General features: G+C 35.4%; 31 protein-coding genes and 2 pseudogenes. 21 read left to right on the top strand and 12 right to left on the bottom strand.

Annotated elements, in window-relative coordinates; all coding sequences use genetic code 11:
* Nucleotides 1-96: 96 nt before the first annotated feature.
* Nucleotides 97-360, bottom strand: coding sequence for a twin-arginine translocase TatA/TatE family subunit (locus tag AC3OCB_RS05590; RefSeq protein ID WP_498341282.1), 264 nt, complete (start codon nucleotides 358-360; stop codon nucleotides 97-99).
* Nucleotides 361-865: 505 nt separating this feature from the next.
* Between AC3OCB_RS05590 and AC3OCB_RS05585 the strand changes: the two genes are divergently transcribed.
* The 5 genes from AC3OCB_RS05585 to AC3OCB_RS05565 all read left to right on the top strand — a co-directional run bounded on the left by AC3OCB_RS05585 (nucleotide 866) and on the right by AC3OCB_RS05565 (nucleotide 2905).
* The gene (locus AC3OCB_RS05585) at nucleotides 866-1099 is read left to right on the top strand and encodes an AF_0619 family ribbon-helix-helix protein (protein ID WP_498341275.1); all 234 of its coding nucleotides are present in this window, start codon (nucleotides 866-868) and stop codon (nucleotides 1097-1099) included.
* Nucleotides 1096-1482, top strand: coding sequence for a type II toxin-antitoxin system VapC family toxin (locus AC3OCB_RS05580; RefSeq protein WP_498341274.1), 387 nt, complete (start codon nucleotides 1096-1098; stop codon nucleotides 1480-1482). The genes AC3OCB_RS05585 and AC3OCB_RS05580 overlap by 4 nt, the downstream gene beginning before the upstream one ends.
* Before the next feature lie 182 nt (nucleotides 1483-1664).
* A complete protein-coding gene (locus AC3OCB_RS05575) occupies nucleotides 1665-2024 on the top strand; it encodes a DUF488 domain-containing protein (RefSeq protein WP_498341273.1) in 360 nt (119 codons plus the stop codon).
* 2 nt (nucleotides 2025-2026) lie between these two features.
* Nucleotides 2027-2248 carry a hypothetical protein gene (locus AC3OCB_RS05570; protein ID WP_498341272.1) on the top strand — a complete coding sequence of 74 codons (222 nt, stop codon included), beginning with the start codon at nucleotides 2027-2029 and terminating at the stop codon, nucleotides 2246-2248.
* A gap of 81 nt (nucleotides 2249-2329) precedes the next feature.
* Nucleotides 2330-2905, top strand: coding sequence for a helix-turn-helix domain-containing protein (locus tag AC3OCB_RS05565; RefSeq protein WP_498341271.1), 576 nt, complete (start codon nucleotides 2330-2332; stop codon nucleotides 2903-2905).
* A 154-nt stretch (nucleotides 2906-3059) separates the two neighbouring features.
* Here the strand turns inward: AC3OCB_RS05565 and AC3OCB_RS05560 are convergent, their stop codons facing one another.
* Complete coding sequence (locus tag AC3OCB_RS05560) at nucleotides 3060-3332, bottom strand: hypothetical protein (RefSeq protein WP_498341270.1); 273 nt, start codon at nucleotides 3330-3332, stop codon at nucleotides 3060-3062.
* Nucleotides 3333-3535: 203 nt separating this feature from the next.
* Nucleotides 3536-3862 (bottom strand): 4Fe-4S dicluster domain-containing protein, encoded by a 327-nt coding sequence (locus AC3OCB_RS05555; RefSeq protein WP_498341281.1) that lies wholly within the window; start codon nucleotides 3860-3862, stop codon nucleotides 3536-3538.
* 140 nt (nucleotides 3863-4002) lie between these two features.
* Here AC3OCB_RS05555 and AC3OCB_RS05550 point away from each other — a divergent pair, with 140 nt between their 5' ends.
* On the top strand, nucleotides 4003-4446 hold the full coding sequence (locus tag AC3OCB_RS05550; protein WP_498341269.1) for a hypothetical protein: 444 nt from the start codon (nucleotides 4003-4005) through the stop codon (nucleotides 4444-4446).
* A gap of 9 nt (nucleotides 4447-4455) precedes the next feature.
* The gene (locus tag AC3OCB_RS05545; protein WP_498341268.1) at nucleotides 4456-4902 is read left to right on the top strand and encodes a hemerythrin domain-containing protein; all 447 of its coding nucleotides are present in this window, start codon (nucleotides 4456-4458) and stop codon (nucleotides 4900-4902) included.
* A gap of 193 nt (nucleotides 4903-5095) precedes the next feature.
* Here the strand turns inward: AC3OCB_RS05545 and AC3OCB_RS05540 are convergent, their stop codons facing one another.
* The gene (locus AC3OCB_RS05540) at nucleotides 5096-6058 is read right to left on the bottom strand and encodes a sodium:calcium antiporter (protein ID WP_498341267.1); all 963 of its coding nucleotides are present in this window, start codon (nucleotides 6056-6058) and stop codon (nucleotides 5096-5098) included.
* Between the two features lie 180 nt (nucleotides 6059-6238).
* The gene (locus AC3OCB_RS05535; protein WP_498341266.1) at nucleotides 6239-6949 is read right to left on the bottom strand and encodes a hypothetical protein; all 711 of its coding nucleotides are present in this window, start codon (nucleotides 6947-6949) and stop codon (nucleotides 6239-6241) included.
* Between the two features lie 515 nt (nucleotides 6950-7464).
* On the opposite strand from AC3OCB_RS05535, the gene AC3OCB_RS05530 reads away from it, so the two are divergent.
* Nucleotides 7465-8112 (top strand): thiaminase II/PqqC family protein, encoded by a 648-nt coding sequence (locus AC3OCB_RS05530; RefSeq protein WP_498341265.1) that lies wholly within the window; start codon nucleotides 7465-7467, stop codon nucleotides 8110-8112.
* Between the two features lie 640 nt (nucleotides 8113-8752).
* On the opposite strand, the gene AC3OCB_RS05525 is transcribed toward AC3OCB_RS05530, so the two are convergent.
* Nucleotides 8753-9097 (bottom strand): hypothetical protein, encoded by a 345-nt coding sequence (locus AC3OCB_RS05525; RefSeq protein WP_498341264.1) that lies wholly within the window; start codon nucleotides 9095-9097, stop codon nucleotides 8753-8755.
* A gap of 412 nt (nucleotides 9098-9509) precedes the next feature.
* Between AC3OCB_RS05525 and AC3OCB_RS05520 the strand changes: the two genes are divergently transcribed.
* Complete coding sequence (locus tag AC3OCB_RS05520; protein ID WP_498341263.1) at nucleotides 9510-10628, top strand: ATP-binding protein; 1119 nt, start codon at nucleotides 9510-9512, stop codon at nucleotides 10626-10628.
* A gap of 200 nt (nucleotides 10629-10828) precedes the next feature.
* Here AC3OCB_RS05520 and AC3OCB_RS05515 read toward each other — a convergent pair whose 3' ends face one another.
* The 3 genes from AC3OCB_RS05515 to AC3OCB_RS05505 all read right to left on the bottom strand — a co-directional run bounded on the left by AC3OCB_RS05515 (nucleotide 10829) and on the right by AC3OCB_RS05505 (nucleotide 15182).
* The gene (locus tag AC3OCB_RS05515) at nucleotides 10829-11692 is read right to left on the bottom strand and encodes a DMT family transporter (protein ID WP_498341262.1); all 864 of its coding nucleotides are present in this window, start codon (nucleotides 11690-11692) and stop codon (nucleotides 10829-10831) included.
* A 288-nt stretch (nucleotides 11693-11980) separates the two neighbouring features.
* Nucleotides 11981-13174 (bottom strand): AAA family ATPase, encoded by a 1194-nt coding sequence (locus AC3OCB_RS05510; protein WP_498341261.1) that lies wholly within the window; start codon nucleotides 13172-13174, stop codon nucleotides 11981-11983.
* 7 nt (nucleotides 13175-13181) lie between these two features.
* Nucleotides 13182-15182: a GH116 family glycosyl hydrolase gene (locus tag AC3OCB_RS05505; protein WP_498341260.1), complete on the bottom strand. Its 2001-nt coding sequence runs from the start codon at nucleotides 15180-15182 to the stop codon at nucleotides 13182-13184.
* Nucleotides 15183-15329: 147 nt separating this feature from the next.
* Here AC3OCB_RS05505 and AC3OCB_RS05500 point away from each other — a divergent pair, with 147 nt between their 5' ends.
* The 3 genes from AC3OCB_RS05500 (at nucleotide 15330) to AC3OCB_RS05490 (ending at nucleotide 17155) form a co-directional block, all read left to right on the top strand.
* The gene (locus tag AC3OCB_RS05500; protein WP_498341259.1) at nucleotides 15330-15584 is read left to right on the top strand and encodes a hypothetical protein; all 255 of its coding nucleotides are present in this window, start codon (nucleotides 15330-15332) and stop codon (nucleotides 15582-15584) included.
* A gap of 177 nt (nucleotides 15585-15761) precedes the next feature.
* A complete protein-coding gene (locus AC3OCB_RS05495; protein WP_498341258.1) occupies nucleotides 15762-16238 on the top strand; it encodes a hypothetical protein in 477 nt (158 codons plus the stop codon).
* Between the two features lie 38 nt (nucleotides 16239-16276).
* Nucleotides 16277-17155, top strand: coding sequence for an SPFH domain-containing protein (locus tag AC3OCB_RS05490; RefSeq protein WP_498341257.1), 879 nt, complete (start codon nucleotides 16277-16279; stop codon nucleotides 17153-17155).
* A gap of 151 nt (nucleotides 17156-17306) precedes the next feature.
* On the opposite strand, the gene AC3OCB_RS05485 is transcribed toward AC3OCB_RS05490, so the two are convergent.
* The gene (locus AC3OCB_RS05485) at nucleotides 17307-17516 is read right to left on the bottom strand and encodes a hypothetical protein (RefSeq protein ID WP_498341256.1); all 210 of its coding nucleotides are present in this window, start codon (nucleotides 17514-17516) and stop codon (nucleotides 17307-17309) included.
* A gap of 142 nt (nucleotides 17517-17658) precedes the next feature.
* Between AC3OCB_RS05485 and AC3OCB_RS05480 the strand changes: the two genes are divergently transcribed.
* From AC3OCB_RS05480 to AC3OCB_RS05470, 3 genes are all read left to right on the top strand, one after another.
* Complete coding sequence (locus AC3OCB_RS05480) at nucleotides 17659-19026, top strand: RNA-guided endonuclease InsQ/TnpB family protein (protein ID WP_498341254.1); 1368 nt, start codon at nucleotides 17659-17661, stop codon at nucleotides 19024-19026.
* Between the two features lie 230 nt (nucleotides 19027-19256).
* Nucleotides 19257-19673, top strand: coding sequence for a hypothetical protein (locus AC3OCB_RS05475; protein ID WP_498341253.1), 417 nt, complete (start codon nucleotides 19257-19259; stop codon nucleotides 19671-19673).
* A 559-nt stretch (nucleotides 19674-20232) separates the two neighbouring features.
* Entirely contained in the window at nucleotides 20233-20478 is a 246-nt protein-coding gene (locus AC3OCB_RS05470) for a hypothetical protein (protein WP_498341252.1), read from the top strand.
* A gap of 90 nt (nucleotides 20479-20568) precedes the next feature.
* On the opposite strand, the gene AC3OCB_RS05465 is transcribed toward AC3OCB_RS05470, so the two are convergent.
* Together AC3OCB_RS05465 and AC3OCB_RS05460 are read right to left on the bottom strand one after the other, a co-directional pair.
* Nucleotides 20569-20835 (bottom strand): transposase, encoded by a 267-nt coding sequence (locus AC3OCB_RS05465; RefSeq protein WP_498341251.1) that lies wholly within the window; start codon nucleotides 20833-20835, stop codon nucleotides 20569-20571.
* A gap of 9 nt (nucleotides 20836-20844) precedes the next feature.
* The gene (locus tag AC3OCB_RS05460; RefSeq protein WP_498341250.1) at nucleotides 20845-21720 is read right to left on the bottom strand and encodes a hypothetical protein; all 876 of its coding nucleotides are present in this window, start codon (nucleotides 21718-21720) and stop codon (nucleotides 20845-20847) included.
* A 50-nt stretch (nucleotides 21721-21770) separates the two neighbouring features.
* Between AC3OCB_RS05460 and AC3OCB_RS05455 the strand changes: the two genes are divergently transcribed.
* From AC3OCB_RS05455 to AC3OCB_RS05430, 6 genes and pseudogenes are all read left to right on the top strand, one after another.
* Nucleotides 21771-21914, top strand: a complete 144-nt coding sequence (locus AC3OCB_RS05455; protein WP_498341249.1) for a hypothetical protein — start codon at nucleotides 21771-21773, stop codon at nucleotides 21912-21914.
* A 43-nt stretch (nucleotides 21915-21957) separates the two neighbouring features.
* Nucleotides 21958-22293 (top strand): annotated as a pseudogene (locus AC3OCB_RS05450) (ammonium transporter); the annotation flags it as partial.
* Nucleotides 22294-22402: 109 nt separating this feature from the next.
* The gene (locus AC3OCB_RS05445; RefSeq protein WP_498341248.1) at nucleotides 22403-22822 is read left to right on the top strand and encodes a DUF973 family protein; all 420 of its coding nucleotides are present in this window, start codon (nucleotides 22403-22405) and stop codon (nucleotides 22820-22822) included.
* A 261-nt stretch (nucleotides 22823-23083) separates the two neighbouring features.
* Nucleotides 23084-24463 carry a TldD/PmbA family protein gene (locus AC3OCB_RS05440; protein ID WP_498341247.1) on the top strand — a complete coding sequence of 460 codons (1380 nt, stop codon included), beginning with the start codon at nucleotides 23084-23086 and terminating at the stop codon, nucleotides 24461-24463.
* On the top strand, nucleotides 24456-25712 hold the full coding sequence (locus AC3OCB_RS05435; protein WP_498341246.1) for a metallopeptidase TldD-related protein: 1257 nt from the start codon (nucleotides 24456-24458) through the stop codon (nucleotides 25710-25712). The genes AC3OCB_RS05440 and AC3OCB_RS05435 overlap by 8 nt, the downstream gene beginning before the upstream one ends.
* Before the next feature lie 130 nt (nucleotides 25713-25842).
* A pseudogene (locus AC3OCB_RS05430) lies at nucleotides 25843-26870 on the top strand (MFS transporter); the annotation flags it as partial.
* Between the last annotated feature and the right edge of the window lie 122 nt (nucleotides 26871-26992).

The following is a 26992-nucleotide window of genomic DNA, read 5'->3' as shown; positions in this document are numbered from 1 at the left end:
AAAAGCTGATAACATCATTTCTTTTTAATGAACGGGTTTTACTCGTTCTCTGACTAAATGAATAGGGCAAAAATAAATGAGATAAAAATTTGAAAACTATTTAGCTTGAATTTGTTGCCTTTTTAATTCTTCAATTTGCTTTTCAAGCTCTTTAATCTTACTTTCTAGATCTGTAGTTGTTTGCTGAGGAGCCTCCGATTGCATTTTAGTAATTTCCATCTCCGCCTCTAACTGTCCCTTCTTAAATTCACCAGTAGCTCTTCCCAGAGATCTAAATATTTCTGGGATTTTAGATGAGCCGAAGAATACTACTAACACAACAATTACGAGGATTAAAATATCAGTCGCTGAGTCTATCATATTTATCATTTTAGATCTCTCTTAACGCTTATATAAACTTTACTTTATTCAAGCTTTGTAGAAATCCCTAGTAAACTGGTTATTTAGCGGGATTTTGTCAGTTTTATGGAAGATACAAAGATGACAAAATCCCTCGATGCCATAAGGTATATAGGTTGATCTAACAAGAATCTCATTGAGGATTTCTACAGAGCTTTTTTATTCAAACAATGCCTTACTTCCTCCAACCAAATACTTTCGGTTATAAATACATGATACACTTTTTGATTTGAGTATACAAGTACATCCGATATTGAGTATTGATAAAACCTATTTGACAGAAAATTACGATAGTATTCAACCTTCAATACCTTTTATTTATAAAATAAATTATGTGTGCTGAATAATTACATATTCATTACACAAAACCTTACAACTGAAAGCCTTGCTCTTTAGGTTGGGGAGGAGGTCAATGACTACTAACTGTGTAGTAAAATTTATTACTACATGAAATGTAATAAGAAATGTGAGTTGGGTTACAGTTTCCACAAAGGTTAAAAAAGAGTTATTGGAGAAAGCAAAAGAGTACGGGATAAATGTCTCTGAAGTTCTTAGGAAAGCTTTAGAGGAAGAGGTTAAAAAGAAAGAAGAGGATGAAGCGAGAAAAGCAGCAAAGGAATTAGCAGAAGCATTAAGAGAGAGTAACATAACAATAGAAGAGGTTGTAAAATCCATAAGAGAAGACAGGGATAATAGATGAGAAAGAGTAAAGAGTATGTATTGGACTCTAGCGCTATATACTCTTTAATTATAAACTTAGAAGATAAAGTAATAGACGTATTTAAAGAGAGTCTAACTTCAAGTTTGGCATTTTATGAGATAGGAAATATTCTATGGAAAAAGAAGCGAGAAGATCTAACTGATATGTTTATAAAAATTTTAAAATTCGTCGATGCTGAAGATGTTAAGCTAAACAAAGAAATTGTTAGTTTGAGTATTAACGAGAACTTAACTTATTATGATGCCACGTTTTTATACTTAAGCAAAAAATACGGAATTAAACTTGTTAGTGATGATAAAGACTTGCTAAGGAAGGGCGCAATTGCTAGCAGTGAAATTGTAGAGATATACAAAGACGAATAGACTTTAATCACGTGAATTTACACGGCTTTTTGGAATCTGGCTGACAAAATAAAAGCTTGTAGAATTTAAAGAACGAAGTTCTCTTCATTAAAATCTTTCAACCTAGGGAGGAAATGTTCTTCTTTCTAACTACCTAACCTATTAGGTCTACTCTTTTTAAAATTAAAGAAGGAACTTTTCTTATGATTAAAGTAAAAAGAGTTTATGAACCTATAGAGGGTGACGATGGCATAAGGATTATAGTAGATAGACTGTGGCCCAGAGGTGTAAAGAAAAATAAAGTTGACGTATGGTTAAAAGATATAGCACCCAGTGATGAGTTAAGGGAGTGGTATAACCACGACCCTGATAAATGGGAGGAGTTCAAAAAGAAGTACTTTGAAGAACTTGATAAGAACCCTAAGACAAGCATCTTACTTCAATTTGTCAAAAAAGGAGAAAATGTAACACTCCTTTACGCTTCTAGGTCGCCGTATAACAACGCGATAGCTTTGAAGGAGTACTTAGAAAAAAGATTATTAAAAGACGGTGAAAAGTTATAAGTGTGGTTAGCTCACCATTCGAAGTAACAATTCTCGTAGAGGATCATCCTTGTGAGGTAATGAAAGTTATATCAGCAACTGGTCTTGAAGCAAGCGTAGAACATGTAAAGCTAGGTGATAGTGTTACTGATCATGTAGTGCTTTTTAAGAAAGAGGTGAAAAGGGAAGAGTTAATAAAGCTAAAGTCTACGAGTTTGAAAGCACTGGGGCTGTTCCTAATATAACGATAAATTTATATACTCTTAATTAAAACTAATCATCTTGAGGTAAAGCTGTATGAAACTCCTCATGATGATGCGCGATGCGTGGAGGGAGGAGTTGACAGCAAAACCTCAAATGGGAGCCCCATGGCGTTGGGCTCGACTGAGCCCCATGCGGTGTGGTTGAAGCTGATGATCCCACACCTAGGGCTAACCCAGATCATGGATCGAAAGTATGTAAAGGTAACTAGAAATGACGTGGTCTGGGAAACGCTAACTGATAATAAAGTATGGGTTAGGACTAACGGATGTTCGGTTTGCAAAACACTATATACTTCTGATGTTGTTGTTGAAAAGATAAAAGTAGTTAAAGAAAGGACGGTTCTTTATACACTCCTTGTGCCCAATACAAGTTCACTAAAAGCATTTTTGTCTAACCTTACTAATCAAGGAGTAAAGGTCACTGTTCTAAACACTTCTGAGATTGATAGCAACGACTTAACAGAAAGACAGATGGAAATACTGAAGTTGGCTTATAAATTAGGATACTTTGAGGAAGATAGGAGGATAACTTTAACAGAATTGGCTGAGAAATTAGGTGTTTCAGCACCTACACTAGAGGAAATATTACGAAGAGCGTTAAAAAAGGTTGTTAAATACTACTTAGACAAAACTGAATAGGAATTGTTAAATAAAAATGATGAAAACATTATAACTTCTTCTTATAAAGATATAATGCAAAGAACGATCTTAGCAACTAGCTATTAATGTTTAAAGAAATTGATAAAATTGAAAAGAAAAAAAGGATAGATATTACTTTATTTATAATAACTATTTATAATAACTTATGTTCGTATAACGTTTTAGGAGTGAATGGCGTTATTTTCCATGAAATCTTGAACTGTTGGGCTGCTTGCATTAATTGATCCATATTTTCTACGTCCCATTGACATACTGCAGTTTTTGCATCCTCAGAAATGTCGACTCTCTCTAGTTTCATTCCTTTAGGAAGTTTTTTCTCCTTTGCCATGCTAGTAAGCTGGTTGAAGAAATTCATTACTGTATCTTTTTGACTATCTTCCCATTGATGTACTACGAATACTTTCATACTATATAATTTAGCGTAACCTATATTAATAGTTATCCATCGCAAGAGAAACTATCATTATGCACTTTTAATCTGAAAGACCTATGAGTAACTAAGACCTTTATGTTTTAAGATTTACCAATTAACTATTTGATAGAAGAAGAACGAAGGGAAACCCAAAAAGAAATCTACTTAACTAGTAGATTGCCCTATTCACCTTGTAGTCATGGTGGTTTTACATCTATTGCAGCTACTGGACATACGTTTACACAAGCCATACAGAATATACAAGCTTGTTCATTTACTGGATCTGCTTTCTTTTCAGATGCGGGGTGCCCGGGTGTATCATACCATTGGAATACGTTAACTGGACACGCATTTATACACGAACCATCAGCAATACATACATCGAAATCTACTCCAACTATTGTTCCATGTACACCAAGAACCTTAGGTGGATTTTCTGGACGATATATTTTATATCCTGCATGTTCTCCTACAACTGGTTTGCTTGTCCTATAGTTTGGGTCTATTCCCGTTTTCTCACCAATTTATCTTTCGTCATTTAAAGTTAAATAGTAGTAACCTAAACGGTAAGTCTAATTTTAATTTGTTTAGATGTTTAAATCCACTAAGATGTTAGGTCTTCATTTTATTTTATCCAAAAACAATGGTTATGCGGTGATAAATAATGATAACAACTCAAGTTCAAGTAAGAAGAGAGGAAGAAGAACTAAGGAGAAAGCTTCTTTATGTCAAAACATTAGAAGCTCCTATCGGTGGATCAACATTCTACTTCGATATTCCCTATAATCCATTGGCTTATGTGAGTGAAACCAACGGTGTACTTTATATTAATGGTTCTGCATACTGGGATTCAGAGTTATACATGCTAAAGGACTTGAAAGATGAGTTCATAGAACAAGTAGAAGAGCTAGCAAAAGCTACTAACAAAAGGGTAGTAAAAAGTGAGGATGTTTTCATAGAATGTGATAAGAAGAAAGACATTGAAAAAAGAAAGTTCTACGTACTATTAGACGACAAAATTGAAATCGGTTTCTACTATAACTTATACTTCCCCAACAGAAAAAGGAATGAAATAATTGAAATAGTACCTTACTATAAACAATATTAGTGAAGTCTTGTGTTAGGAACCGTCTTAACATTGGATCACAGAAGGCTTGAGGAACTAATAAATGATTTCATTCAAAACCCTACTCCTTCTCTTTTAGAGGAAATAAGAAGGGCTTATGTTAATCATATTTATTGGGAAGAGGAGTTTCTGTTCAAGAAGATTAACAATACATCTCTTTTAGCAATCATAAAAGGATTAGAAGGGGAGCATGCAAGTATGTGGGCACTGATAGATCAAGTTAAGGAGTTTTTAGATGCTAATGATGTTGAAAATGCAAAAAAGAGGATTGGTGGATTTATGAGGGTACTGTTAGGGCATGATAAAACTGAGGAGGGGAGCGTGTACCCGGAGTTAGACACATTAGAGGAGGAAGAACAAGCTAAGTTGATGCTAGAGGAAGTGAAGTTAGCTGTAGTTCCCTTAGATTGGAGATGTAAATTATGCAAAAAACCATAAACTGAAAGACAACATCTATCATGAAAGACTATCATTTAAGGTAAGTTGCTATGGAATTTATTTTTTATTTATACTCTTCTGATTTAAAAATTCACTTAGGATCTAATAACTGAAATGATAGACGTAAATGCCTTAAGAAATAGTGAGTATAGTAGAAGATAAATAATTTGTCGTTTTTCTCTTTTCCTTACCTTCATAATATTAGAAGCAAGAAGACTATGATGAAGTAAAGTAGGGTAACTACTACACTCTCTATTAACCCCATTTTTCTATCGTATAACACATACAAGGCTAAGAACGTTGTTGCAATAGCTGAAATAAACTCTTTAGGATACTCCCTAACCATTACCCCTTCGAAATTGAACATTCCTATAACTCCTATTAATATTGTCATATTCTCTATCTTACTTCCTATGAAACTTAGCAAGGATAGTGTAAAGTTCTCCGGGGAATGTAACACGAGCCTAAAAGCTGATATTTTTTCTCCAAGCTCAGCAGCTATCGGCGAAATTAAAAGCGAAATCAGTGCTGGGTCAGCTCCTAAAGCATGTCCTATACCCTCAATGGTATAAACGAACCTATGACCGAATATCACCATCAATAACGTACCTATCAAGAGAAAGGTAATATACTTAGGCATTGAAACTTCTTCAACCTCATTTTCTGTTGAGAACTTTTTATATTCCTTATACCTTTCCCAAACGTACAAGAAATATAAGGTGAAAATTATTACTCCAGTTACAGGGTTTAAAATTCCTATAAGATAGAGTATTATTAATGCTATATTTGAGATCAGCAAATGCCTCTCTTCTATCTTATACTCACCAGTTATTACTCCCGGCTTCTTCCACTTTAAGATTTGTAAAATACCTACCATACCAATCCCAAAAGTAAACAGTACAACGTTAGCACCCAAAGCTGAGCCTATTGCTATATCTGGCTTATTTGCTAGTGTTGCTATTAAAACAAATATTGTCTCTGGTAAAGCTGTTGCTAGTCCCACTATTATACCACCAGTAAACCCTTTGCCTAGCCTACCAGCTAAGCCTTCAGCCGAAAGGGATATTAATTCAGCCGAAAGAAACAGCGCAACAAAGTCCATGATGAATTCCACAGGCAATGGAAGAAGTGGAAGTTCGAAAGGGTTGAATTCCATTTAAGTTCAGTATTTCAATCTGGCCATATAAAGCTGTTGCAAAAACTTACTTTACCGCTCTATCTACACTTCTTAAACAGATCTTTATAAAATGACTTTAACGATTTTCCAGATATGGATTGTTGATAGTGAACATTAAACCGAAAAAATTTACTTTCGAATTTTTATAATTCTATTGAATTAAAGACTTAAAAATTTAGAGAGAACGGACGTAAAAATTAGCAGAGCTATGAACAATACATCTTTTTTAGCACCTCTCCTGCCTAACTTCGCAACATCCTTCATTGAAGCCAATTTATTACCAGGGAAGAAAAAGCGTGACGATGGTTCAATTACAGTTAGTAGCATCAACGGCAATGAACTTTTCATAGTAAGTAAAATCAAAATTGCGAGAGATGCAAGCCATGATAATTGCACAACCCTTCTGTCTAGTTTTCTAATAGGAAGCTTATACTCTACATATAATGCTCCACACAAGATGTAAAGTAACCAATAAACTGATGGCAGTACTAAACTGTTATTAACGAAACCTAGCCACGCAAATGACAGTGAGGATATGAACGCGGTACCTAAAACATTTCCTAGCATTAAATTCCTTTTCCAGTAAGATAAGAGCGTTAGAACTAGCAGGATAAGGGGTATCATGAGATATATACTAATCACAAAGAGATATGGTATTGCAAGTAAGGCTGATAGTACAATCTCTTTAGCTCTTATCCTAAAACTCATTAAAGATGGTTGCAAATAGTCAGCTACAATTAACGTTAATAGGGCTATAGGAAGTAAAACTAAAGCCCTTACTAAGTTTATTCCTAAGAATGGAATTAATGAGACTATATAGCTAAATATTCCTACAGAATATAAACCGTGATTTTTAAGTACTCTTCTCATTTCTATTTACCTCCGTTAATCACTTTATAAGGTAAGATATGCTTTCTATACTTTCTGTGATAAAGTTTCTTTTCTTCAAAATAGATTCTTTCCTTAATATAATTAGAAGTGATTGAGTTCTTTTGATCACAAATTCTGACCCAGATGAAGGTTCTGAGGGCATTATGAGTGAAGGTAATTTCATAAATGTAGCTTATTTTTATGAAGATTTATAACTGACACCTAAATCATTAGGGTTCTTATTGAGACTTATATTTAAATCAAAAACTTACTAGAACGAGATTAACCAAGACTGACACCAATTAAAAACTTTGGTAAAATTGTCATGAAACAAGTTTTTCTCTCAACTACTAATGAGTTGATAAAGAAGATTGATTTAGCGCTAAATAGTCACAGTGTTAGAAGATAAAGAGAAGGGAAATATAAAATGTTAAATGAGAAGGGAAACTGTCTAAACAAGATTTTCTAATTATTATAGTAAATGATTTAAATATCGAAATTATCTTTTTACATATATGAATGCATTCGAACTAATAAGAAAAGATCTGGCAGGTATTAATCAGCAAATCTTAAATCACCCTATACTTAAAGTTGCTGAGGAAGGAAAATTAAGGAGAAAAACTATAGAAGCTATAGTAGTTAACGAATGGTATATTGTTAATCATGATGTGAGGTCTATTGCAATTGGCTTTTCAAGGAGTAGCTTAAATGAACTGGATTTGTTCAAAGCTTTTTTGGACGGGGATTACAAAGCACTGAAAGAATTAGAAAAGCTTATGAAAGAGTTAAACTTAGAAATTAAAGATCCCTTGTTGTGCAATATATCCCCTCAAGCAGTTAGTTATACACATTATCTTTCATGGTTAGCTAACTACGTAGAACCATCTGAGTTTCTATTTGCTTTAATCGTAAATGTCCCGGTTTGGGCAAATGTAGTTACAAAAATTGGAGACCTTTTGAAAGAGAAGTACTGGATTAAGGAAACTGGTTTCTTTGACTCATTTAAAGGATCTTACGAAGAGTTAGAGAAGAGAATTTCCTCTTTAGTTAACGAGAGACAAATTGAGAGACTTAAAACTATTAGCTTCACTATCCAAGCATATGAAAAGGCATTTTGGGATGAAATGTATAATATAAACAGTAATGAGACTTATAGTGCTTAGACAAATAGAACAGTAATCTTACTTTTCTCGCCAAGGAAATTTTTCAAGGTCTTCAGCTTAGATTCTTAACCAGTTAGGGAACTTAGCACTTTTCAAATTACATGTTCATAGATGTATCATCGGATCTGTGTACTCCAATTAATATTATTAGGTTGACATTAGTCACGTTATAGCTAGTATTACCACTTTGTTTTCCGTAAAGGTTTTTTATTTGTAGTAAAATATCAGAGATGGGCAGGGAAAAATGATGAGGAATCAAGCCTCTGAACCATGATGAGGCGGATATCCTCTAATTTCCCTGCCTTCGTTATAAATTATCATTTTTCCTATTTAAATTTTTTGACCATCCCAAGTTACTAAAAATTCCATTTGGATAAACTTCAATGTTTCAAGATTAATTACCATCTTTGTTATTTTACATTAAAATAACTGAAACTCTTCTCTTTTCATATACATTATGAAGTCCTTTAATTGTGCTTATCCTAACGCCTGGTAGCTTGGCTTCAGCTTCTCTTTTTCAATTCTCCATTAGTTTCTCTTGTGTTACTCCTCGTAGTTTCATTTTAAATCAAAAGGAATAACACGAATATATTAGCATAACTTATTTATAATCAATTTTAAAGTAATTTATTATATTATTTTACAACTGTCTCCTCTCAAATCCATAAAGTACTGAAAAGTTCGATACTAGACCTAAAGCAAGAATTAAATGAATAACAGAAAGTATTGGGTTTCCATTAGTATAAATAAAATAACCGAGAATACCAGTTACCACGAGAAGTCCTAAGTTGCCTATAAGCATTCTCTTTTCAATCCTGCTCTTCACTTTCCTATATCCAAAAATTATAATTAAGAGGATTAATAGCGGAATTAAAACGTGAAAAGTAAGTAGTAAAGACGAAATACCATAAAATATCATTAAGTTTCCTACAATTATCTGGAGAATTGATAGACCAGCTCCAATAAACCATAGCTGACCTTTCATAATAATAAGTTGGAAAGGACTTTCAAATTCTTTTCTGAACCCTAATCTTGTTATCTTTCATAATGGAAGAGATAGTATCTTACCTTAACAACAGAGAAAATATTTAGAGGATCTAATCCCGAAATGTCTACTTTACTAAGAATGCACATTCAACAAGCGGATGTAATTAAAAATAGTATTTGAATTTATTTCTATTCATTTACTAAAGTGGTCTCTGAGAGACCAGTTTTACGATAAAAGTGGTCTTCCAAAGACTTTTATTTTTCATCGCAAAATAATAGGTTAATGGAGGACAAAATTAAAAGCTTCATAGCAGAATGGTTAAGTTCTCAGTTACCTAGAGTAATAGAAAGGGACTTCTCGTTGCCTTTAGATAAAGATTACATAGTTACGGTTACTGGAGGAAGAAGAAATGGCAAAACTTTTCTTCTTTTTCCAAACAATTTCTCAAATTATAAAAAGGGGATTAGCCTCCTGGGACGAAATACTGTATCTTGATTTCGAGGATTATAGGTTAAAGGGACTATCAGTCGAAGACCTTGATAAGGTGCTTATATCTTTCGTTGAACTCACTGGAAAGCAACCAAAGTATATTTTCCTAGACGAAGTCCAAAACGTTAAGAATTACGGTAGCTGGTTCAGAAAGAGGTTAAACGCCAGAGTATTCCTTTCAGGCTCAACTTTAGAATTAACTCCCAAGAAAATTGCAGAGGAGTTAAGAGGTCGAAGCGTGAATTACGAGGTTTATCCCTTGTCTTTTAAGGAATTCCTCAGATTCAAGGGCTTTTCTTATAACCCATTAATGGATTATACAGTTGAGAGGGGGAAAATTCTTTCACTTCTGAGAGAGTACCTATACTATGGTGCCTATCCAGCTGTTGTATTAGAAGAGAAGGAAGAAGATAAGATAAGGTTGCTGAGGTCTTATTTTGATTCTGTAATTGTAAGAGATTTGGAGATGGTTAAACCTAACGTTGCGGAGATTTTCTTAAGGTTCATAATTGAAAATTATGCTAATCCAATAAGCATAAATAAGGTTTACAACTACTTAAGGGGATTGGGAATTCAGATAGGCAAGGAAACTGTTATAGAACTATTCGAAAGAGGCAAAGAAACATATTTCCTCTTTATGGTTGAGGAGTTTGAGAAAAGTGAAAGGAAAAGAAAGGTAAACCCAAAGAAGCTGTACGTAATTGACACTGGTTATTCATTAGTATTAGGGAATGAGTTTTCAGTATCGAGGGCAATGGAAAACGCAGTATTTTTAGAGCTACTGAGAAGAGGATATAGGGAGACATTTTATTGGAAAGGTGAAAAGGAAGTCGACTTTGTACTATCTAACAACTTTAAACCAATTGCTCTCATTCAAGTGACTTATGCTACTGATAAATTGAATGAGAGGGAAATTGAGGGAATGATAGAAGCTAAAGAGCAACTAAAGACTGATGAAAATTTGATCATAACTTGGGACTATGAGGGAGAAATTGAAGGGATTAAGATAATACCACTCTGGAAGTGGTTACTGAAATGATATGGTAAAAAGACAAAGGATTGATTTCAGTTTCCATCTTTTGATGCTATAGCATATATATGTGACTTGAAATTTAAGCTATTAGTTATTCAGACCTTCAAGTAAGTTAACGACCTATCTCAATTTTCTAACCGTAGTCTTTGCCCCCTAGGTAGCTTTCTAAAGACTACGAGAGAATTGATAAACCAACTTTATAAACATTAAGAAAGTGATTTAATTCTTTTCTGCTTTATCCCAACTCCTCTTAGGTGAAAGTCCTTTAACCTTGAAACCAAAATCCCTATAAACATAAGTGAGATACCGAAAATCTGAATAGAAAGTGGGGGATTCCCAAATATTGCAAACTCTATCACTGTAGTTAATATTGGTACCGAAAAACTCAGCACCGTTACTTTGGATACTTTCTCGACCTTCAGCATTAAGTTCCACAAGAAGAAGGCTATTGCTCCTCCTAGAGTTGAGGTATAAAGGATACCGTATAGGAACTGTGAATTAAAGTCGATTTTATAATCTAAGGGTAATAGCAAGGCTAATAAGGCACTTCCTAATACAAATTGACTGGCGTTTATTGCCAATGGATCGTAATCCTTTAACTTCCTGTAAAATGTCGAAAATAAAGCCCAAAAGACCGCATTGATAATTGTTAGTACCGCTCCAAACAGCGTAAAACCGTGTATTAATGGTAAACCGTAAAGTACTACACCAGAGAATCCTACTACCACACCTAGAATCTCCAAGTTGGTTACCCTTTCAGAAAGGACAAAAAATGAAATTGGTATTGAGAAAAGAGGCATGGTATAGCTAAGGACTGCTGATTCTGCAGGGCTTACATAAATCAAACCATAAGCCCACAAGATTGATGAAGTAACTGTGTAGATTGAAAGTTGAAGAACGTCCTTATTAAAGATTATTTTTCTTGTCAAAGAAAGAAAAATGGCTGAGGAAATTAAATATCTAATTAAGTTAAATGTGATAGGGGAAGAGTTAAGGACTGATTCTTGAGCAAAGTAATAGTTGAAAGAGGATATGAGAACATAAAGTATTGCGTATTTCAGTATCTTCACGATGCTAACTAATCCGTTGTACCTTTAAAGTTATCTAATAAAAAGAAAGTGGCGATAGACCTTTAATTGTAAATGTGAAATCATGTTAATCTTGAAAAAAGCCTCTGGCGTTATAAAAACATAGAATTATTTAGTTATTGTATATAGGAAGTAAACTTGAACTTTACCTGGTTTTAGTAGTTGTAATTTCGAATTCAAGTTTGATTTGTTTTAAAGATCTTTGACATTGATTTATTACACGAATTAGGTTCAACTATAACTTGGTATGTAATTCCGATAAACAAAAGCTTATCTTAGTTTAAGCACATCTTCAGCAGCTTTAACAACCCCTAGCTTATCTGGAGTGTCATCATGAAAAGAGTAAATTCCTTCTTCATCTTTTTTCAAGAAATCTAGGTCAACTAACTTGTTTAACATTTCATAAACTCTGCCTTTTGGAATTTCTTCTCCCAGAAGGGTACTAGCAACTTTAACAATTTCATGTAATTTTCCTTTTCCTCCAAGTCTGTCTATTGCTAGAATTATAGCTGAATACCTTAAGGGAGATTGGGAGTACTTAATGAAGTTTATAGTCTCATCTTTTACTTCCTCAACAGCTTTTCTGACTATTTCCTCAATTTCAACCTTTAAACCATGTTTTGCAGAAAATGAATACTCAGAACCAAATAGCGTCAACCAACCTGGTATTCCATCTAACTTTTTCACAGCTTCTTCAATTACACTCTCATCAACCTTTATCTTTTCCTCTTCAAATCCTTTTGAGAGAAAGTCCCTACTTTGACTCTTAGTAAACCTAGATAGCTCAATCTTTCTAATGTACCTACCGAAAAATGGTTCACTATATTCAACATCTTTTAACGTCTTCTCAACCAATCTGATCACACTTCCGGTAAATATTGTAACTGTACTTGTACAATTATCATACAAGTCGTGAAAAAGAGAAGGAAAATTAATTCCGACTACTTTAGAAAGTTCTTGAGCTTCATCCAAAACGATAACAAGCTTCTTTTTATTATCTTTTGCTAATGATTCAAGTTGAGACAAAATATATATAACATCTTGTCCCCTAACCTTTTTTAGCTTTACTTTTACCTTATTTAGTTCAATTTCATCAATGCCAAGTATATTGCTTATCACTCTTGACGCCTTACCCAGAAAAGTATAATTTTTAATTGCGTCGTTAACGGCTTGTAACAGCAGAAATAGAAATTCTTCCTTACCGTATTGCTTTTTCGCAGGACTATACATTCTGACAAGGTCGACTCTTACTCTCACACTTCCGCTTTCATTAACCGCAACATTTACAACACTTGTTTTCCCAATTCTTCTCATACCAAGTACCGAAACCCATTCACCCCTGGAGACGCTGTCTTTTATTATCTCAATCTCTTTCTCTCTGTCGTATAAATCCCTTCTACTCTCCTTAGGTCTGGTACTAAATAACAAAGTTCCGGCACCGGGATAATTTCGGCACCGGAACATAAAAATTTCACTTAAACAGGAAACTCCATATTGCTGGACTACCTATATAATGGTCTAAGTAGAACATCTCTGGTTTTCCACTAAATCCATTAATCCTTGATGGCTGATCCCAAACATAACCAATTCTGACTAAGTTATCCCATTCCTTTTTGCACATGTTTAAAGCGTCTGTAATCCCTTTCTTGTAAGCTAACCAGCAAATAGCAAAAGTCATTCTTGGCCAAGAAGAGTGAGTTTGAACAGAAGTCGTTACAATTTTCCCATTCTCTTTAACTAAGTTAGGAACGCAGTAAGGCGAAGCGTTGCCATTTATTTTTATAATACTCTGCAACGCTTTCTTTATCATTTCCTCATTTACGATACTTTCTAAGCCTAAAAATTGAGTCCACCATTCGCCAAAAACTTGTGCAGTAAAACATGAATCTTCTCCTTCCCAAGCTATAAAGTAGTCTCCATTAAACATCTTCTTAAAACTCTCCCTTGCTTCCTTAATTTTCTCTTCCATCGTCTTAACTGTCTCTTTGTCTCCCATTAACTTAGCTATTTCCCTCATCGCAATCAAAGAGGCTATAAAAAGAGATGAGGTATAACTGTCATGTCCCTTAATTATTGTGGAGTCAAATGCATTATCCATTTCACCCTCGAGAACTGGAAGGCCGTCCTTACATTGATTTAACTCCCATTTCATTACTTTCATTAACAAGGGGTAAGTATCTTTCAAGAAATTTAAGTCGTTAGTCATTTTGTAGTAACGATAAACCAACAGAATAAAAGTAGGGTTGGTATCTTTCCACTTAGGAGGAGATGTAGTTCCATCTGAAGGAGAATCTAAAGAGCTATAACCTAAGTCATGTGGGACATAATCGTCTTCTCTAATGTAACTCCTAAGTAAAGTGAGGAAAGACTTTTCAAGTTCTGGGTAAAACAAGATGACTGGAAGTGAGCCAAACTCGTAGCAAGTTGCTATGGTGCTTACAAAAGGGAAAGCTTGAGGTGCTTCATATATCCCAAATCTACCTTTCTCATCCAGTATTGTATTGGAAGATAATATATAGGCGCTATTTATTATAGCGTCCTTTAACCATCCCTCAACGTTAACTTCGTGAAACTTCTTTGTTTTTTCCTTTAACGCGTCAAAGTTTTCCATAAAATACTGGGCAACTTCAAAAGAGTCACGAAAGAAATTCTCATAGTAATGACCGTAAGGATAATACAAATGCTTGCCGTTAAAGTACCATGCAAATACGTATTTAATCTCTTCCCCATCACGATAATCCGAAATTATTATGCTTGCCGGATCATCTCTATAACCAGTCACTTCGTGAGGATCGTCATTTATCTTTTCATCATTGTTAAGTTTTAACCACGGATCATCATTTTCATAGGGAGAAATCCAGAAGTTAGAAGTTTCTGATGGCTTTTTCTTAAGATTATATTGAGTGATAATGAGGTCGGCATGGTCGCTTACAAAAGTCGTATTCCCCTTAGCTGGGTCGTAATCGTTCGCTTTCACATTTTTATGAACAACTCCGTTTTTCACTTTCTCGTTAACTCTACCAATGTTCACACTGCCTACAATGTTAGGGAATGTGACGGCTACTACACCGTTACTTCCTTTAACCTTTAGACTAAATCCAATAGCGGGTAAAGAGGAGTTCCTAAGATCCCGGGGAATTATCGGTGAAAAAGCTTCTAGATTAATCTCAATTCTCTCATTCTTCCCTCTTATCGTTACAAAAGGGTACATCCCTTCGTAAATCAAATCACCTCTAAACTCAGAAAGTCTGTATAGTCCGGAGTCCCTTTGAAACAGAAATCCTCCTCTTTTCTCTCCTTCTGGTTTAATGAAAATGTGGAAACCTCGTAGTATTTTGATTGGTTTAGTGTAATTGTTTGAAATTGTTACATTTATTATTTTAATTCTGTTATCTATTTCTAGTTTTCCTGCTCCTATTCCTCCTAGCGGAACACCTGCAACAAGTCTGTCCTTATCAGTATAAGTAACCATGATTTATCAATCAAAGAATCTGTAAATAAACATTTAGGCAAGATATAAGAGAGATTCAAAAGGTAGTTCTTAAATCACCTAACAAGCTCGACAAAAATTTTATCTTTAATTAGCCCCGATTTTCAGTACTGGCACAAGATGTAGAAAATGGAATTGTGTACAGGGTTTATAGGGAGAGGAATTATTTTGAAAGAGAAAATAATAAACTCTAAAAATTTTCTTGAGATGCTAAAGGATGAAAATAAAGCAGTGAGGTCTTTAACATGGTATGTTACTTTACCGCTTCTTTTAGGAAAGATAATAAATTTAGATGAGGTTCTTGAGTATTTACCTTATCTCTACGATTTAATAATTTTTGATTTTCATGATAGTGCAATAGAGGTATTAGAAGATTCAAACTAAAATGCAAATAGTAAGTCCCCTTATTCTACTTAGAACAATTTGCACACTCATTTCGCTTAACTTGAAATTATCCAAAGTTATAAATAATACATTAATTATCTCAGCGTGCTGTTAGATGTTAAACAACTCAGACTCTTGTAAAGCAATGTTTTTATTCTTCCATCTCAATTTTTTACTATGCCTAAAGAATTAACTCCAATAGAGCAATTACAGCTACTTCTCCCAGGCTATAGAGGATATAAAGCTAAAGATTTAGTTAGGCAGGATGATTTCCTCGTTAGGAAGGCAGTTGTTGACAGACTAGAGCAAGCAATTAGGATTATATCAGAGAAGGAGAGTTACGTGGCTTCAATAGATCCATTTTCACCTCAACTCAAGACTATGGAGTTCTTAATCTCTAAAATGAGGGAATTAATTTCTAACATAATGTCAAGCCAAGGTGGGGGTGCTGATATCTACGCTAGATGGAAAATAAATACTGAGGAATTAGATCAGATTGTGGCTCATGACTCGCAAATGATCAACATAGCGTCTCAAGTTGTGGAGCTAGCTAAAAGCGAAAGACTAGAAGATATTACCCCCTTATTGAATCAATTGAGGAACATATTTTACGATAGGATGAAGTTGTTCTATCCCCCAGAGCTAAGAACTTGAGGAAAAAGTTTAAATATTTAAAAACTTATTTTTTCATAATGTCTATAACCGTTAGAGGTCAAGTTATTTCAACTGAGAGAGAAGATGGAGCAAGTTACATGAGTGCTGACACAATAATTTTCAAGTATCCAAGAGAAGCAATCACTTCAAAATCACTAATCATTGTTCAACCAACAGAAAGAGCAATAGTAGTGGTGCAAGGACAAATAGTTGCTGATTTACCACCCGGAAGCCACAACATTCAGACACCCGGAAATCCAGTTTCAGCTTTTCTGTCTAAGTTCAGATACAATCAGTTGCCTTACGATACAGTAGTATATTTTGTCTCTACAACTAGGCATGAAGTTAGAGTAGCTGGTATAAGCCAGACCGACGACTTAGTCCCACTCGAGTATGAAACAGCTATTTACTTCAGGGTTCAAAACCCTGGAGCCCTCGTTACTAATGTGCAGTTTGGCTCATTATTCTTCAAAGATGCTGATCTAGCTCATTATATTTCTCCAATTGTAGACCAAGAGGTAAGCTCAGTCCTAAACCGCGTTCAATTAACAGATGTCTACAAGAAATTTACTGATATTTCGACTGCCGTAACAGCAGCTTTAAAGCAGTTCTTAGCGGAAATAGGAGTTGAGCTCATCTCAGTGAGGATAACCAGACTGTTACCGCAAGACCCAGAGTTGAGAAGAATTATTCAGCTGAGAGATTTAGGAATACCTTTAGTAGATGCCGTTAGAGTGGGATTAGCTAGAATATTGGCTGAACAACAAAACCCAGCAGCAGTCAATATGGCTATAGGAGTGCCTTACTTTCCTAATCTGTCAACAATCGTTAACTTGCCCGACGGTCTGATAAGGGTGAGTGCTCCTAGTCTAGGTAAAGAGGGACAAGGTGTGGGACAGAGTAGTGGCGGGACGTAAACCAGAATAAGTTATTAACTATTTTTAATGTTTAAAAATTCAAGCAGATGTATCAGTATATTTAAGATATTCTCTTTGCTATATCAAAGAATTTTATTTTTATCCTTCTACGTTCTTTTTAGAATAACTTCTTTATTTAGTATGTCTGTTCCTAGAGGATTTTTTTAGCTTCTTTAGGATGCTTTAGGATAATCATCAGCTTCACTATAGTTGCTTCCTCTAGGGACTTCCGCCTCTCGTGTAAATTATCCGCAGTCACTATGGGAACATAGGTTACTTTCGTCCCCAACGGCACGGGGGATACATCTAGTTTATCCTCACCTAGGCTTGGAGCAGTGCTCCCATCGCCCAGTCGAGACAAAATGTTGTAGACTGCTACTACATCTCTATGCCATATTTCGCACCACCAATTTTACAATTAAAAACCTCGCTCTTCAGATTGGGGATGATATAAGAGATAACTTTATAAAGCTTTTCTGTCAATCGATATCTGTAAGTCGGCCATGGGGAGCAACTCTCAAGCGACTACCTTTAAAAGTGACTCATCCATTCTCTCCTATTCTATGTTTCCCATGGCCGACTCCTCCCAAGACGAGCCAGAAATAGTTAGGACAAGTGTGGTCAAACTTCTACCAAACAAATGTGCTGAAGCTAAATTAAAGGCTCTGTGCAGTTTAGCGTCAAAGTTGTGGAACGAAGTCACTTATGCTAGAAGGATGCAGTTTTTCAGCGGTAAAACTGTTGATTTCAAAGGGACTTATACGCAGTTTTATAAAGAATACAATGAATTAATAGGAGGTGCTACAGTCCAAGCAATTATTAGAAAAAACAATAAGGCTTGGAATGACTTCTTCAAAGAGCTAAAAGTGAAGAAATATGGTAATTTACCTGTTTTTATAAAAAGAGTTAATCCTCCAGGTTATAAAAAGAGAGGGAAAAGTAGGAAACTGTGGGTTGTGATAAGGAATGATCAGTATAAGATAAAGGGGAACAAAATTGTCATTAAGTGGTTGGGGGCGATTGGTAGAATAGAAGTAGAATATACTGGTTTAATCCACTTAAAAGGTAAGCAAGGGCAAATGGAGATTCATTATGACCCAGATACTAAAACATGGTCTGCCCATATAGCCTACACTGTTACGGAGAAAGCTGTTAGAGGAGAATGGAGAAAAGTCCCACAAAAACCAAAAGGTAACTTGAGAGCTGGAATAGACCTAGGTGTTAATAATCTGATGGCTATGTATGTAGAAGATGGTTCTTCAGCTTTGGTTAATGGTAGGCCAATAAAGTCAATTATTCATTATGTTAGAGAAGAAACTTCTGGTTATCAAAGTAAAATAAATAAACTCGGTATTAAAACAACACGAATGCTTAGACTTCGCTTCAAAAAAGGGAAAAGACAAGCCAAGAGTTATATAGACACATGGATTAGAAGAGCAGTTGAATGGTTGTACGATAAAGGTGTTTCAACTATCTACGTAGGTCATCCTAAATATATAGCACAACAGAAGGGGAACTTTAACGTTACTAATGTCTGGAGCTATAAGCAAATCATAGACAGAATAAAAGAAGTTGCAGAGGAGTATGGAATGAAAGTTGAAGAAGTTAATGAGTCCTACACTTCTTCAATTTGCCCAATTCACGGAGATTCATGCGGAAAGAGAATAGTTAGAGGTCTGTTCAAGTGCTTCAAGTTAAACAAAGTATTTAACGCTGATATAGTTGGTGCTTTCAACATTTTGAGAAAAGCCATAACCCCGAGTCCTCGGAAGAGGATAGGGGTAACGGGGGCGAAACCGTCCCCAGGGCTGAATCCAAGTGTAGCCCTAAACCTCTCCGCCCTAATGGCTCCGAGAACCCTCGTCCTTTAGAGTGGGGAGGAGGTCAGTTCCCGAATTTGTCAACCATCGTTAGCTTACCAAAGGGTCTAGTAAAGGTAACTACACCAAAGATAAGCAAGGAGAGTCAAGGTAACGAGAATGATTAATAATAAATAGATAAGATACTAAAAAATAAATGTATTATTATAACTAGGAAATTTCCTTCTCCAAGGGAAGTAATATTTTTTAAGAAGATAAACATATTTTATTAATGACTCAAGATGGAGCCCAGCAACAGTAGGATACTAGCTTATGATATAGGTACGGCAATAGGCTATTCCTTCATTCTCACAGTGATAATGGCTGTCATCTCTCTAATAGTCAAAGGTTTCTATCCTCCAAGTCCTTTTGAAACTAATCCAATAGAAGCATTATTCGTTTCTCCCGCGGAAGGAATAATTCAATTTCTAATCTTAGCACTTTTTATTGCATTTACACTTCCAGCTAGGACAACCCTAGAAAGATTTTCACTGATAAGGGTAAGAAAAATTGCAATCTATACTGGAATTGGATATTTGATATTTTCTCTACTACCATATGCTTTTATCGTCCCATATCCACAGACTTATGTAGGTCTGGTCATTGCATATAATGTGTTAAACGGAGTAGTTGGAGGTTTTCTAAGTATTTATATTTAACTAGATGAAATTTTTTAACTGACAGTTGAATAAATACAGCTTTAATATTGTTTTATCTTCTTAGTCAGCTAGATAACCAACGTTTAGTTCTTGAGGTCTATAAGAAAGATTTGTAATTTAAAATCGAAGTGATTTCATCTCCCTTAACTCTAGTTTACTTAATCACTATAACTATTTTCCTAATACAATATATAAATATATATCTTTTTTTAACTTTTCCAATAATTACCACAAAGGTACAAGAATAGTAAGAGATAAAATAGAAAAGCTGTGAGTAACTATTTAATTCAAGTAAAAACGATAGACTTTTTTAATTTACAACTGAAAGCATCGAGAACGGGAGGATGTCGAAGTGTACCTAAACATCTACTTGTTTATTTATACATTCCTATCAGAATATTTTTAGTTAAAACAATTGTAATAAAAAAAGACAAATAGTAGGACGTAAATTGTAATTACTAATACCTAGACTGTTTCATTTTACCACGTTGAAAAACTAAAAAGTTTTAGTGCAAATATCAAAAATGCTTATAAACTATTTAGAGATAAATGGCTTAAGATGAAAAATCAAATTCCCTCCTACAAAGGAATCTTTAAGTTAAGCATAATATTATTTACATTTTTCATTATCGTTTTAGCAACTCATTCATTTGCTCAAACATCAACAAACACTTCTGCAGCAATACAAAGTTTAAATCAAAGTATCTTAGCGTTAGAAAATCACACTGCTGACTATCCGTCTGCTGCAGTACCCAGTTGGGATCGGGTCAAGAGCTTACTTCCGCATATTTCTCGTTACTTCTAAATACGAGATAGCATCTTCAGCACAGCTCCCCTCATCCCCTCATTTTTCTTTCCCTGCTCCGTCGGGTTTCATCCTTCACTGCAGGGGCTTTCAGGAGAGACCCAAGGCTCCCCACATTCTCTTGTAGATGTTCAAGGATGCGTTCTTGTCCCTATCCACGATGAATCCGCATTTTGGGCAAACACCTAGTCTGCCGTAGAACACCAACTCAGTTCCACATCTATAACACAACTTGGATGTACCTCTAGGGTCTATAAAGACGACGGGAACGTTATATTCTATTGCCTTAGTTATTATAGCATTCTGAAGTGTGCGGTAATCTAAGTATAACGTCTTCCATCTATTCTGCTTGCTCATGCTCCTCAACTACTCTATTAAACCAGTTAGTTCTTCTAACGTGATAGCATTTTTCTTTTTCAACGCAAACAAAACAAGCCCTTTGGCAAACTTCCTAGATCCGTCTATGACAATATTTTTAGCTCTTCTGTGAAGTTCTCTCACTCTGTTTAATATTCTTTTGTTGTACCTCCACCTCTTTGGATATTTTTTCTGAATCTCTTCAGCTTTAGCCCTTAATGATAAAGCTTTAACGAATGGAGTATCTTCTCTCCTTACTTTTTTACCGTCGTAATAAACCAACTTTACTAGGTTAACATCAAGTCCTATGACACCTAGCGGAAAATACGGTTTATACTCAACTTCGAAAACTATGCTAACATAGAACTTTCCGTTGCGGTATGACACAAAAACTTCTTTCCATTTGTATTTCTGAAATTTCTTTATGTACTCCTTTCTGTGCTTTAGTTTCAGTAAGAACCATTTACCTTTGCTCTTAAAAATTACTCTGACTTCTCCTCTTTTCAGATCGACTCTGGCGTCTTGATTGTCAAATTCAGCAGTTAATCTTTTCAGTATTGGCACATGTGAAGCTCCATTCTTTATTGCCTCCTTCACAATTTTCCCTGCCTTGATGTACATATTCCTTGCTACATGAGCTCTATAACCTTTCTCTTCTGTCAATCTGTCGTAGAACATTGCGTGTAATTGACTCTTGCCTGGCACATCTTTCAAGTCCCACAGCTCGTCCACAAGTTTCTGCATATTATAACGGTACTCCACTAATTCCCATAGCAGTTCCTCTCTTTCTTTCGTCTCTACCTCAGCTCTTAACGCTAACCTATACTTCTCACCCATCCCCTCCTCTGAGGGGATAAACGGGTTCATCGATTGTGTGATTTCCACAAGCTTTTATTATAGTACAAATTTATAAACTTTTGCACTACAATTATATCATGGTATCAATATATGTTTTTGATGCAACAGTGATTAAGACAATGAACAGATACATTGTATATCCGCCAAAAGAGTATCAAGAGAAGTTAAAGAAGCTTCACGGGAAGAAAGTTAAAGTCATAGTCATTGAGGAGAGTGATTAGAAATAAGTAAAAATAAGGAGAAGTAATTAAAAACCGAAAAAGGCTGTTAACTGGTGTTTTTGCTGATCCTGCAGTAACGCAGTATATTTATCCAGGTTTAAGAGGTGCATTATATGGTGACTGGTATCAATTAGGAATAAAAGCATTTGCTGCGCTAATAGTCTTTGTATACGACTTTGCAATAACATTTGGCTTGCTTAAATTAATTGGACTATTCATACCATTACAAGCACCACCACAAGAATTAGCTATTGGTGATTACGCTATGCATGGTGAAGTTGCATATTCCGAGTTGTTAGCAACACTTCCAGAATCAGCAAAAGAGGAAGTAAGCGAAGAAGTAAACGAGGAGAAATCAAGTAAAAAGGAAAAAGAGTAAATGTTTTTCCCTTCTTCCTTTTTGTTTCTATATCTTTTCAACTAAAATGAAACCATTTTGCTAAACTGTGACAGTTAAGCTTAAATAGACTTCATTTGCAATCTAACTCATGTATAAAACAAGGAAAATTAGGAGAGGTCTTAGTGGCCCCTTAACTGCACTCATCATACTTATTGCAGCAGTTATAATCACGTTAGTCATAGTTAATTACACGTTCAGTTTATCAGGGGCTATTGGTGGAACCCCAAAAGTAACACAAGTAGCATCTGGAGTGTTATCATATAATCCTAGTACTGGTACTGCTGTTGTTAGTGTAACGTTATATAGCACTGGTAACGTAGAGATACTAGGGGCACAAATAGCTGATACACCATATAGTGCTACACATACTCAATTAATGACTTCTGGAGCTAACGCAGTAACAATAACCTTTAATGGTGTAAGTGGAATTCAAAAAGGGTCAACATATACAATTTTAATAACATTAAGTGATGGTCAAACGGTACAAGCTGCAGTAATAGCACAATAAATCATTAGCTACCGCAAGTTAGTAAGGTCTTTTTGAAAATAATAGCTGGAATAGCTTGATTGCTGAAAGCTAAAGTTATTGTTTTAGAAAAGCTAAAAAAGACAACCAACCATGTTGATTATATAAGGAAAGACCCTAGACTTAAGTTAAACCTAATGCAAGAGTGTAAAAAACACTCAGACCGTGAGGGCTCTCGCTCTTAAGAGCGGGGAAAGTCAGTATTGTAGGAGAGTTTATTTATTTCAAAAAGTATGTATAACCATGGAGCTTGAAGAAGTTATAAAGAGATTTTCGGACTATAAGTACGTCGAGGCAAGGAAACACAACACTGCTTCGACGCACCTCTTTATTATAAATGGTTCCCCTGCAGGTTTAGCAGATTCTACGTACAACGGGTATAGCGTTAGAGCATTCAAAGATTCTGGGATGTATTTTGCCTCCTCACCCAAGTTGGAAGATTTAACACCTATTTCCCTAACCTTAAAAGAATGGGAAAAGGGTTACTCTACAGACCAAAGGAGTAGCGGTAGTTACGCCGTAGAGGAAAAAGAGGCAAACGTCCCTTTAGAGGAAAAGCAGAAACTTCTTATAGACATATCGAAAAATTTGCTTCAATTGAAAGTTAATTCTAAGATCTCCTCTCTCATTATGTTTTATTCTGAATCAAGAGAGGAAAAGGAGATTGTGTTTGAAGACGGTACTAAAGTTTATGGAAAAGTACCTAGGATTAACGTTTCAGTTAGCGTTACTATGACAAGTGATAAAGCTAGTGCAACTTTTTACGAGGAGTTTGGAGGTAGTGGAGGTTTCGAACTAGTTAAACTGTGGGATATAGAAAGAACGCTGGAAGAAAAGATAAAGAGCGTCGATACAGTGCTAAACAAGGGAAAAAGTGTTACCCCAAGTAAAAAAGATGTCATACTTAGCAACATGCTTTCTGGTATTATGGCTCATGAGTCTGTCGGACATCCATTTGAGGCTGATAGAGTTCTAGGTAGAGAATCTGCACAAGCCGGGTTAAGCTATTTAGTTGGCAAAAACTTTGGAGAAAAAATTGGATCTGAAGTAGTTAACGTAGCTGATGACCCTACTCTACCTAACAGTTCTGGGTTTTACTTAATAGACGACGAGGGGATTAAGGCTAGGACAAAGTATCTAATTAAAGAAGGGAAGATAGAAGAGCTTCTGCAAGATGGATTTTCTGCCTATAAATTCGGTGTAAATAGTAACGGTTCGGCTAGAGCTTCTCGTTTTGATAGGGAACCTCTAGTTAGAATGTCAAATACATTCTTTATGCCCGGGAACTACAACTTTGATGAACTAGTAGAAGACGTTAAAGACGGGATTTATCTAAAGTCTTATATGGAGTGGAACATAGACGATTTAAGGATAGGTCAGCGTTATGTAGGGTTAGAAGCTTTTGAAATCAAAAACGGAGAAATTGGTGACCCTCTTCTATTCCCTGTAATTGAAGGGACTACTTTTGAGTTTCTTTCATCAATAGACGCAGTAGACAACACATTAAAGTTCTATTACGGAACTTGTGGAAAAGGTGACCCAGATCAAGGAATCCCTGTTTGGATGGGTGGGCCCAACATGAGATTAAGGAATGTTTCAGTAAAGGTGAGAGGAAATGAATGAAGACCTTTTGAAAATAATGGAAAATCTCAGAGGCTACGATGAGGTAGCAGTAGGAAGGAACAAGGTAAGAAGACTGTTAATCAAATTCGTCAATAGCGAGATTGTTGAAGTACAGCGTTTATTTAACGACAATGTAGGAATTGTAGTTAGAAAAGGGAACAAGTACCTTGCGTTAGAGACCTCTGGAGATGTAGATGTTGAAAGGGTGAAGAAACTTTTTGATGTTGTAGCAGAATCGTCCATAGTCCCTTCCTTAAGTGATAATGACAAGGAATACAAAAGGGTCGTTGAAAGTCCCCTAAAAGACACAATCGAGAAAGGCGATGTTGATACAATCTCAAAAGAGATATATTCCTCGGATTATCCAGCTTCTGGTATAATAAACGTGATGGAGAATACTCAAGCTCTAGTTACTTCAAAAGGCTTTAATGGATATTTTATAAACTACTCCACAGACGGCTATGTAAGGGCATTTAATGATGAGCAGTCTGGTCAATGGGCATTCTACTCTCACGACTTATCACCTTTAAAAGATACTGTAAAACAAGCTAATGTATTAGCATCTATTGACGGTAAGGTAAAGATTGATGATGGTAAGTACGATGTCGTTTTATCTCCATTAGTTGTAGGAAATCTAATGACTGACTTCTCCTATTTTTCATCAGCCTTTAATGTAATCACTGCTTCATCTTTTCTTTACAACGCTAAGCCCGGAGACAAAATTGTTAGCGAAAAGATTACTATTTCAGATGTTCCTAAAAAATTAGGCACTAGAGATTTTGATGATGAAGGAACTTTCACTTATGATAAGAGTATCATAGAAAACGGAGTGTTTAAGACCTTGCTTTACAACAATGAATTAGCAAAAATGATGAATACAAAAACTACTGGCAACGCAGGTGTGATCTCACCAGTATCGTTTGGTATTGAAGTTAACCCGGGAGATATAGGTTTTGATTCCGTTCTTTCTGGCAATGTAATTTTCATTAACAACAACTGGTACACCAGATATCAAAACTACCTGGAGGGGGCTTTCTCAACTGTTTGTAGAGACGCTGTAATAGTGTACAAGGACGGAAAGCCAATAGGAAATGCAGGGAGAATAAGGATATCAGATTATTTACCTAGATTATTAAAGAACGTTGAGGAAGTCTCAAAAGAAAGATATTCAATAAAATGGTGGGATGCTCCATTACCTACTATTGCGCCCTATATTCTAGTGAAGGGAGTTAACGTAACGAGAGCTTAATTTTTCCATTTTATAGCTAACATCAAGTCATTAAATATAGCTTTCCTTAAGACCTCGATAGCTCTTTTACTTTAATTTTTTAATAATTCACCTCCGAAATACTTATTAGACGTCAAGGAGAAAGTATTTTATGGACAATAGGAATCTTATTTTATCTATCGTCCTTCTTGGCACTATGATGGCTGCTATTGATAGTACAATAGTCATCCTTGCTTTGCCTGTCATTGTACAAGATCTCCACACGGACTTCTTCACTGCAATGTGGATTATTATCCTTTATATTTTCGTAGTTCTGGTCCTAACAACTCAGCTAGGTAGACTTGGTGATAGAGTGGGTAGGAACAAAGTGTATAATTGGGGATTTGTAGTCTTCACAATTGGCTCTGCGTTATGTGGAGCCTCGCTCGGTATTGGCTCTTTAATAGCTTTTAGAGGTGTTCAGTCTCTCGGAGGGGCTATGATGCAATCAACTGGAGGAGCTATAATAGCTGACTACTTCCCACCTAACCAAAGAGGAAAAGCTTATGGGTATACATCAATTGGTTGGAATGTAGGTGCAATTTTAGGAATTGTCCTTGGAGGGATAATTACAACTTTCATAGGTTGGAGATACATATTTTATATAAATGTTCCTATTGGTGTAATTGCTTCTATCCTTAGTTTCAAGTACATAAAATCAACACAGGCTAAAGGAGAACAATTTGACATTCTAGGCACAGTTCTGATGGCAATTTCACTCTCACTAATAAGTTACGGCGCAGCTGATGTAGCTGGAGAAGGTCTAGTTTTAAGAAATGAGGTAATGATTATTCTAGGCTTACTAGTGTTTGGATTGTTTTTATATAACGAGAGGAGGGTTGAGAGCCCTATCATTGACTTTACGATATTTAAAAACAGAGTTCTTACGTATTCTCTTTTTGCTTCTTTCTTCCAAAGCTTAGGATATCTTGCTGTAGCATTTATTATCATCATGTACTTACAAGGAGTTAAGGCTTAACACCCTTTCAAGCATCACTTCTTCTAGTCCCTGGTTACGTTTTAGCTAGTGTAATTGCTCCTTTTACGGGTAGGCTTTCAGATAAAATTGGTGCCAGAATACCTGCAACGATAGGTATGGCTATGATGATTCTAGCAATATTTGTTTATGTTACAATGGCGACTGGGGTACAGAAACAGAAACCTTTTTAAGGATGAATTATATAGAATTGTATTGGGAAAAGTATGAATAAGACGAGCTTGTGTAGCGATGTGAGCACTGCTCTAAGCTACATGGGCAATGA

The sequence above is a fragment of the Sulfurisphaera sp. genome, from assembly GCF_059755235.1.
Note: the sequence above shows the minus strand (reverse complement) of the source record. Positions and strands in the feature narration are given on the sequence as shown.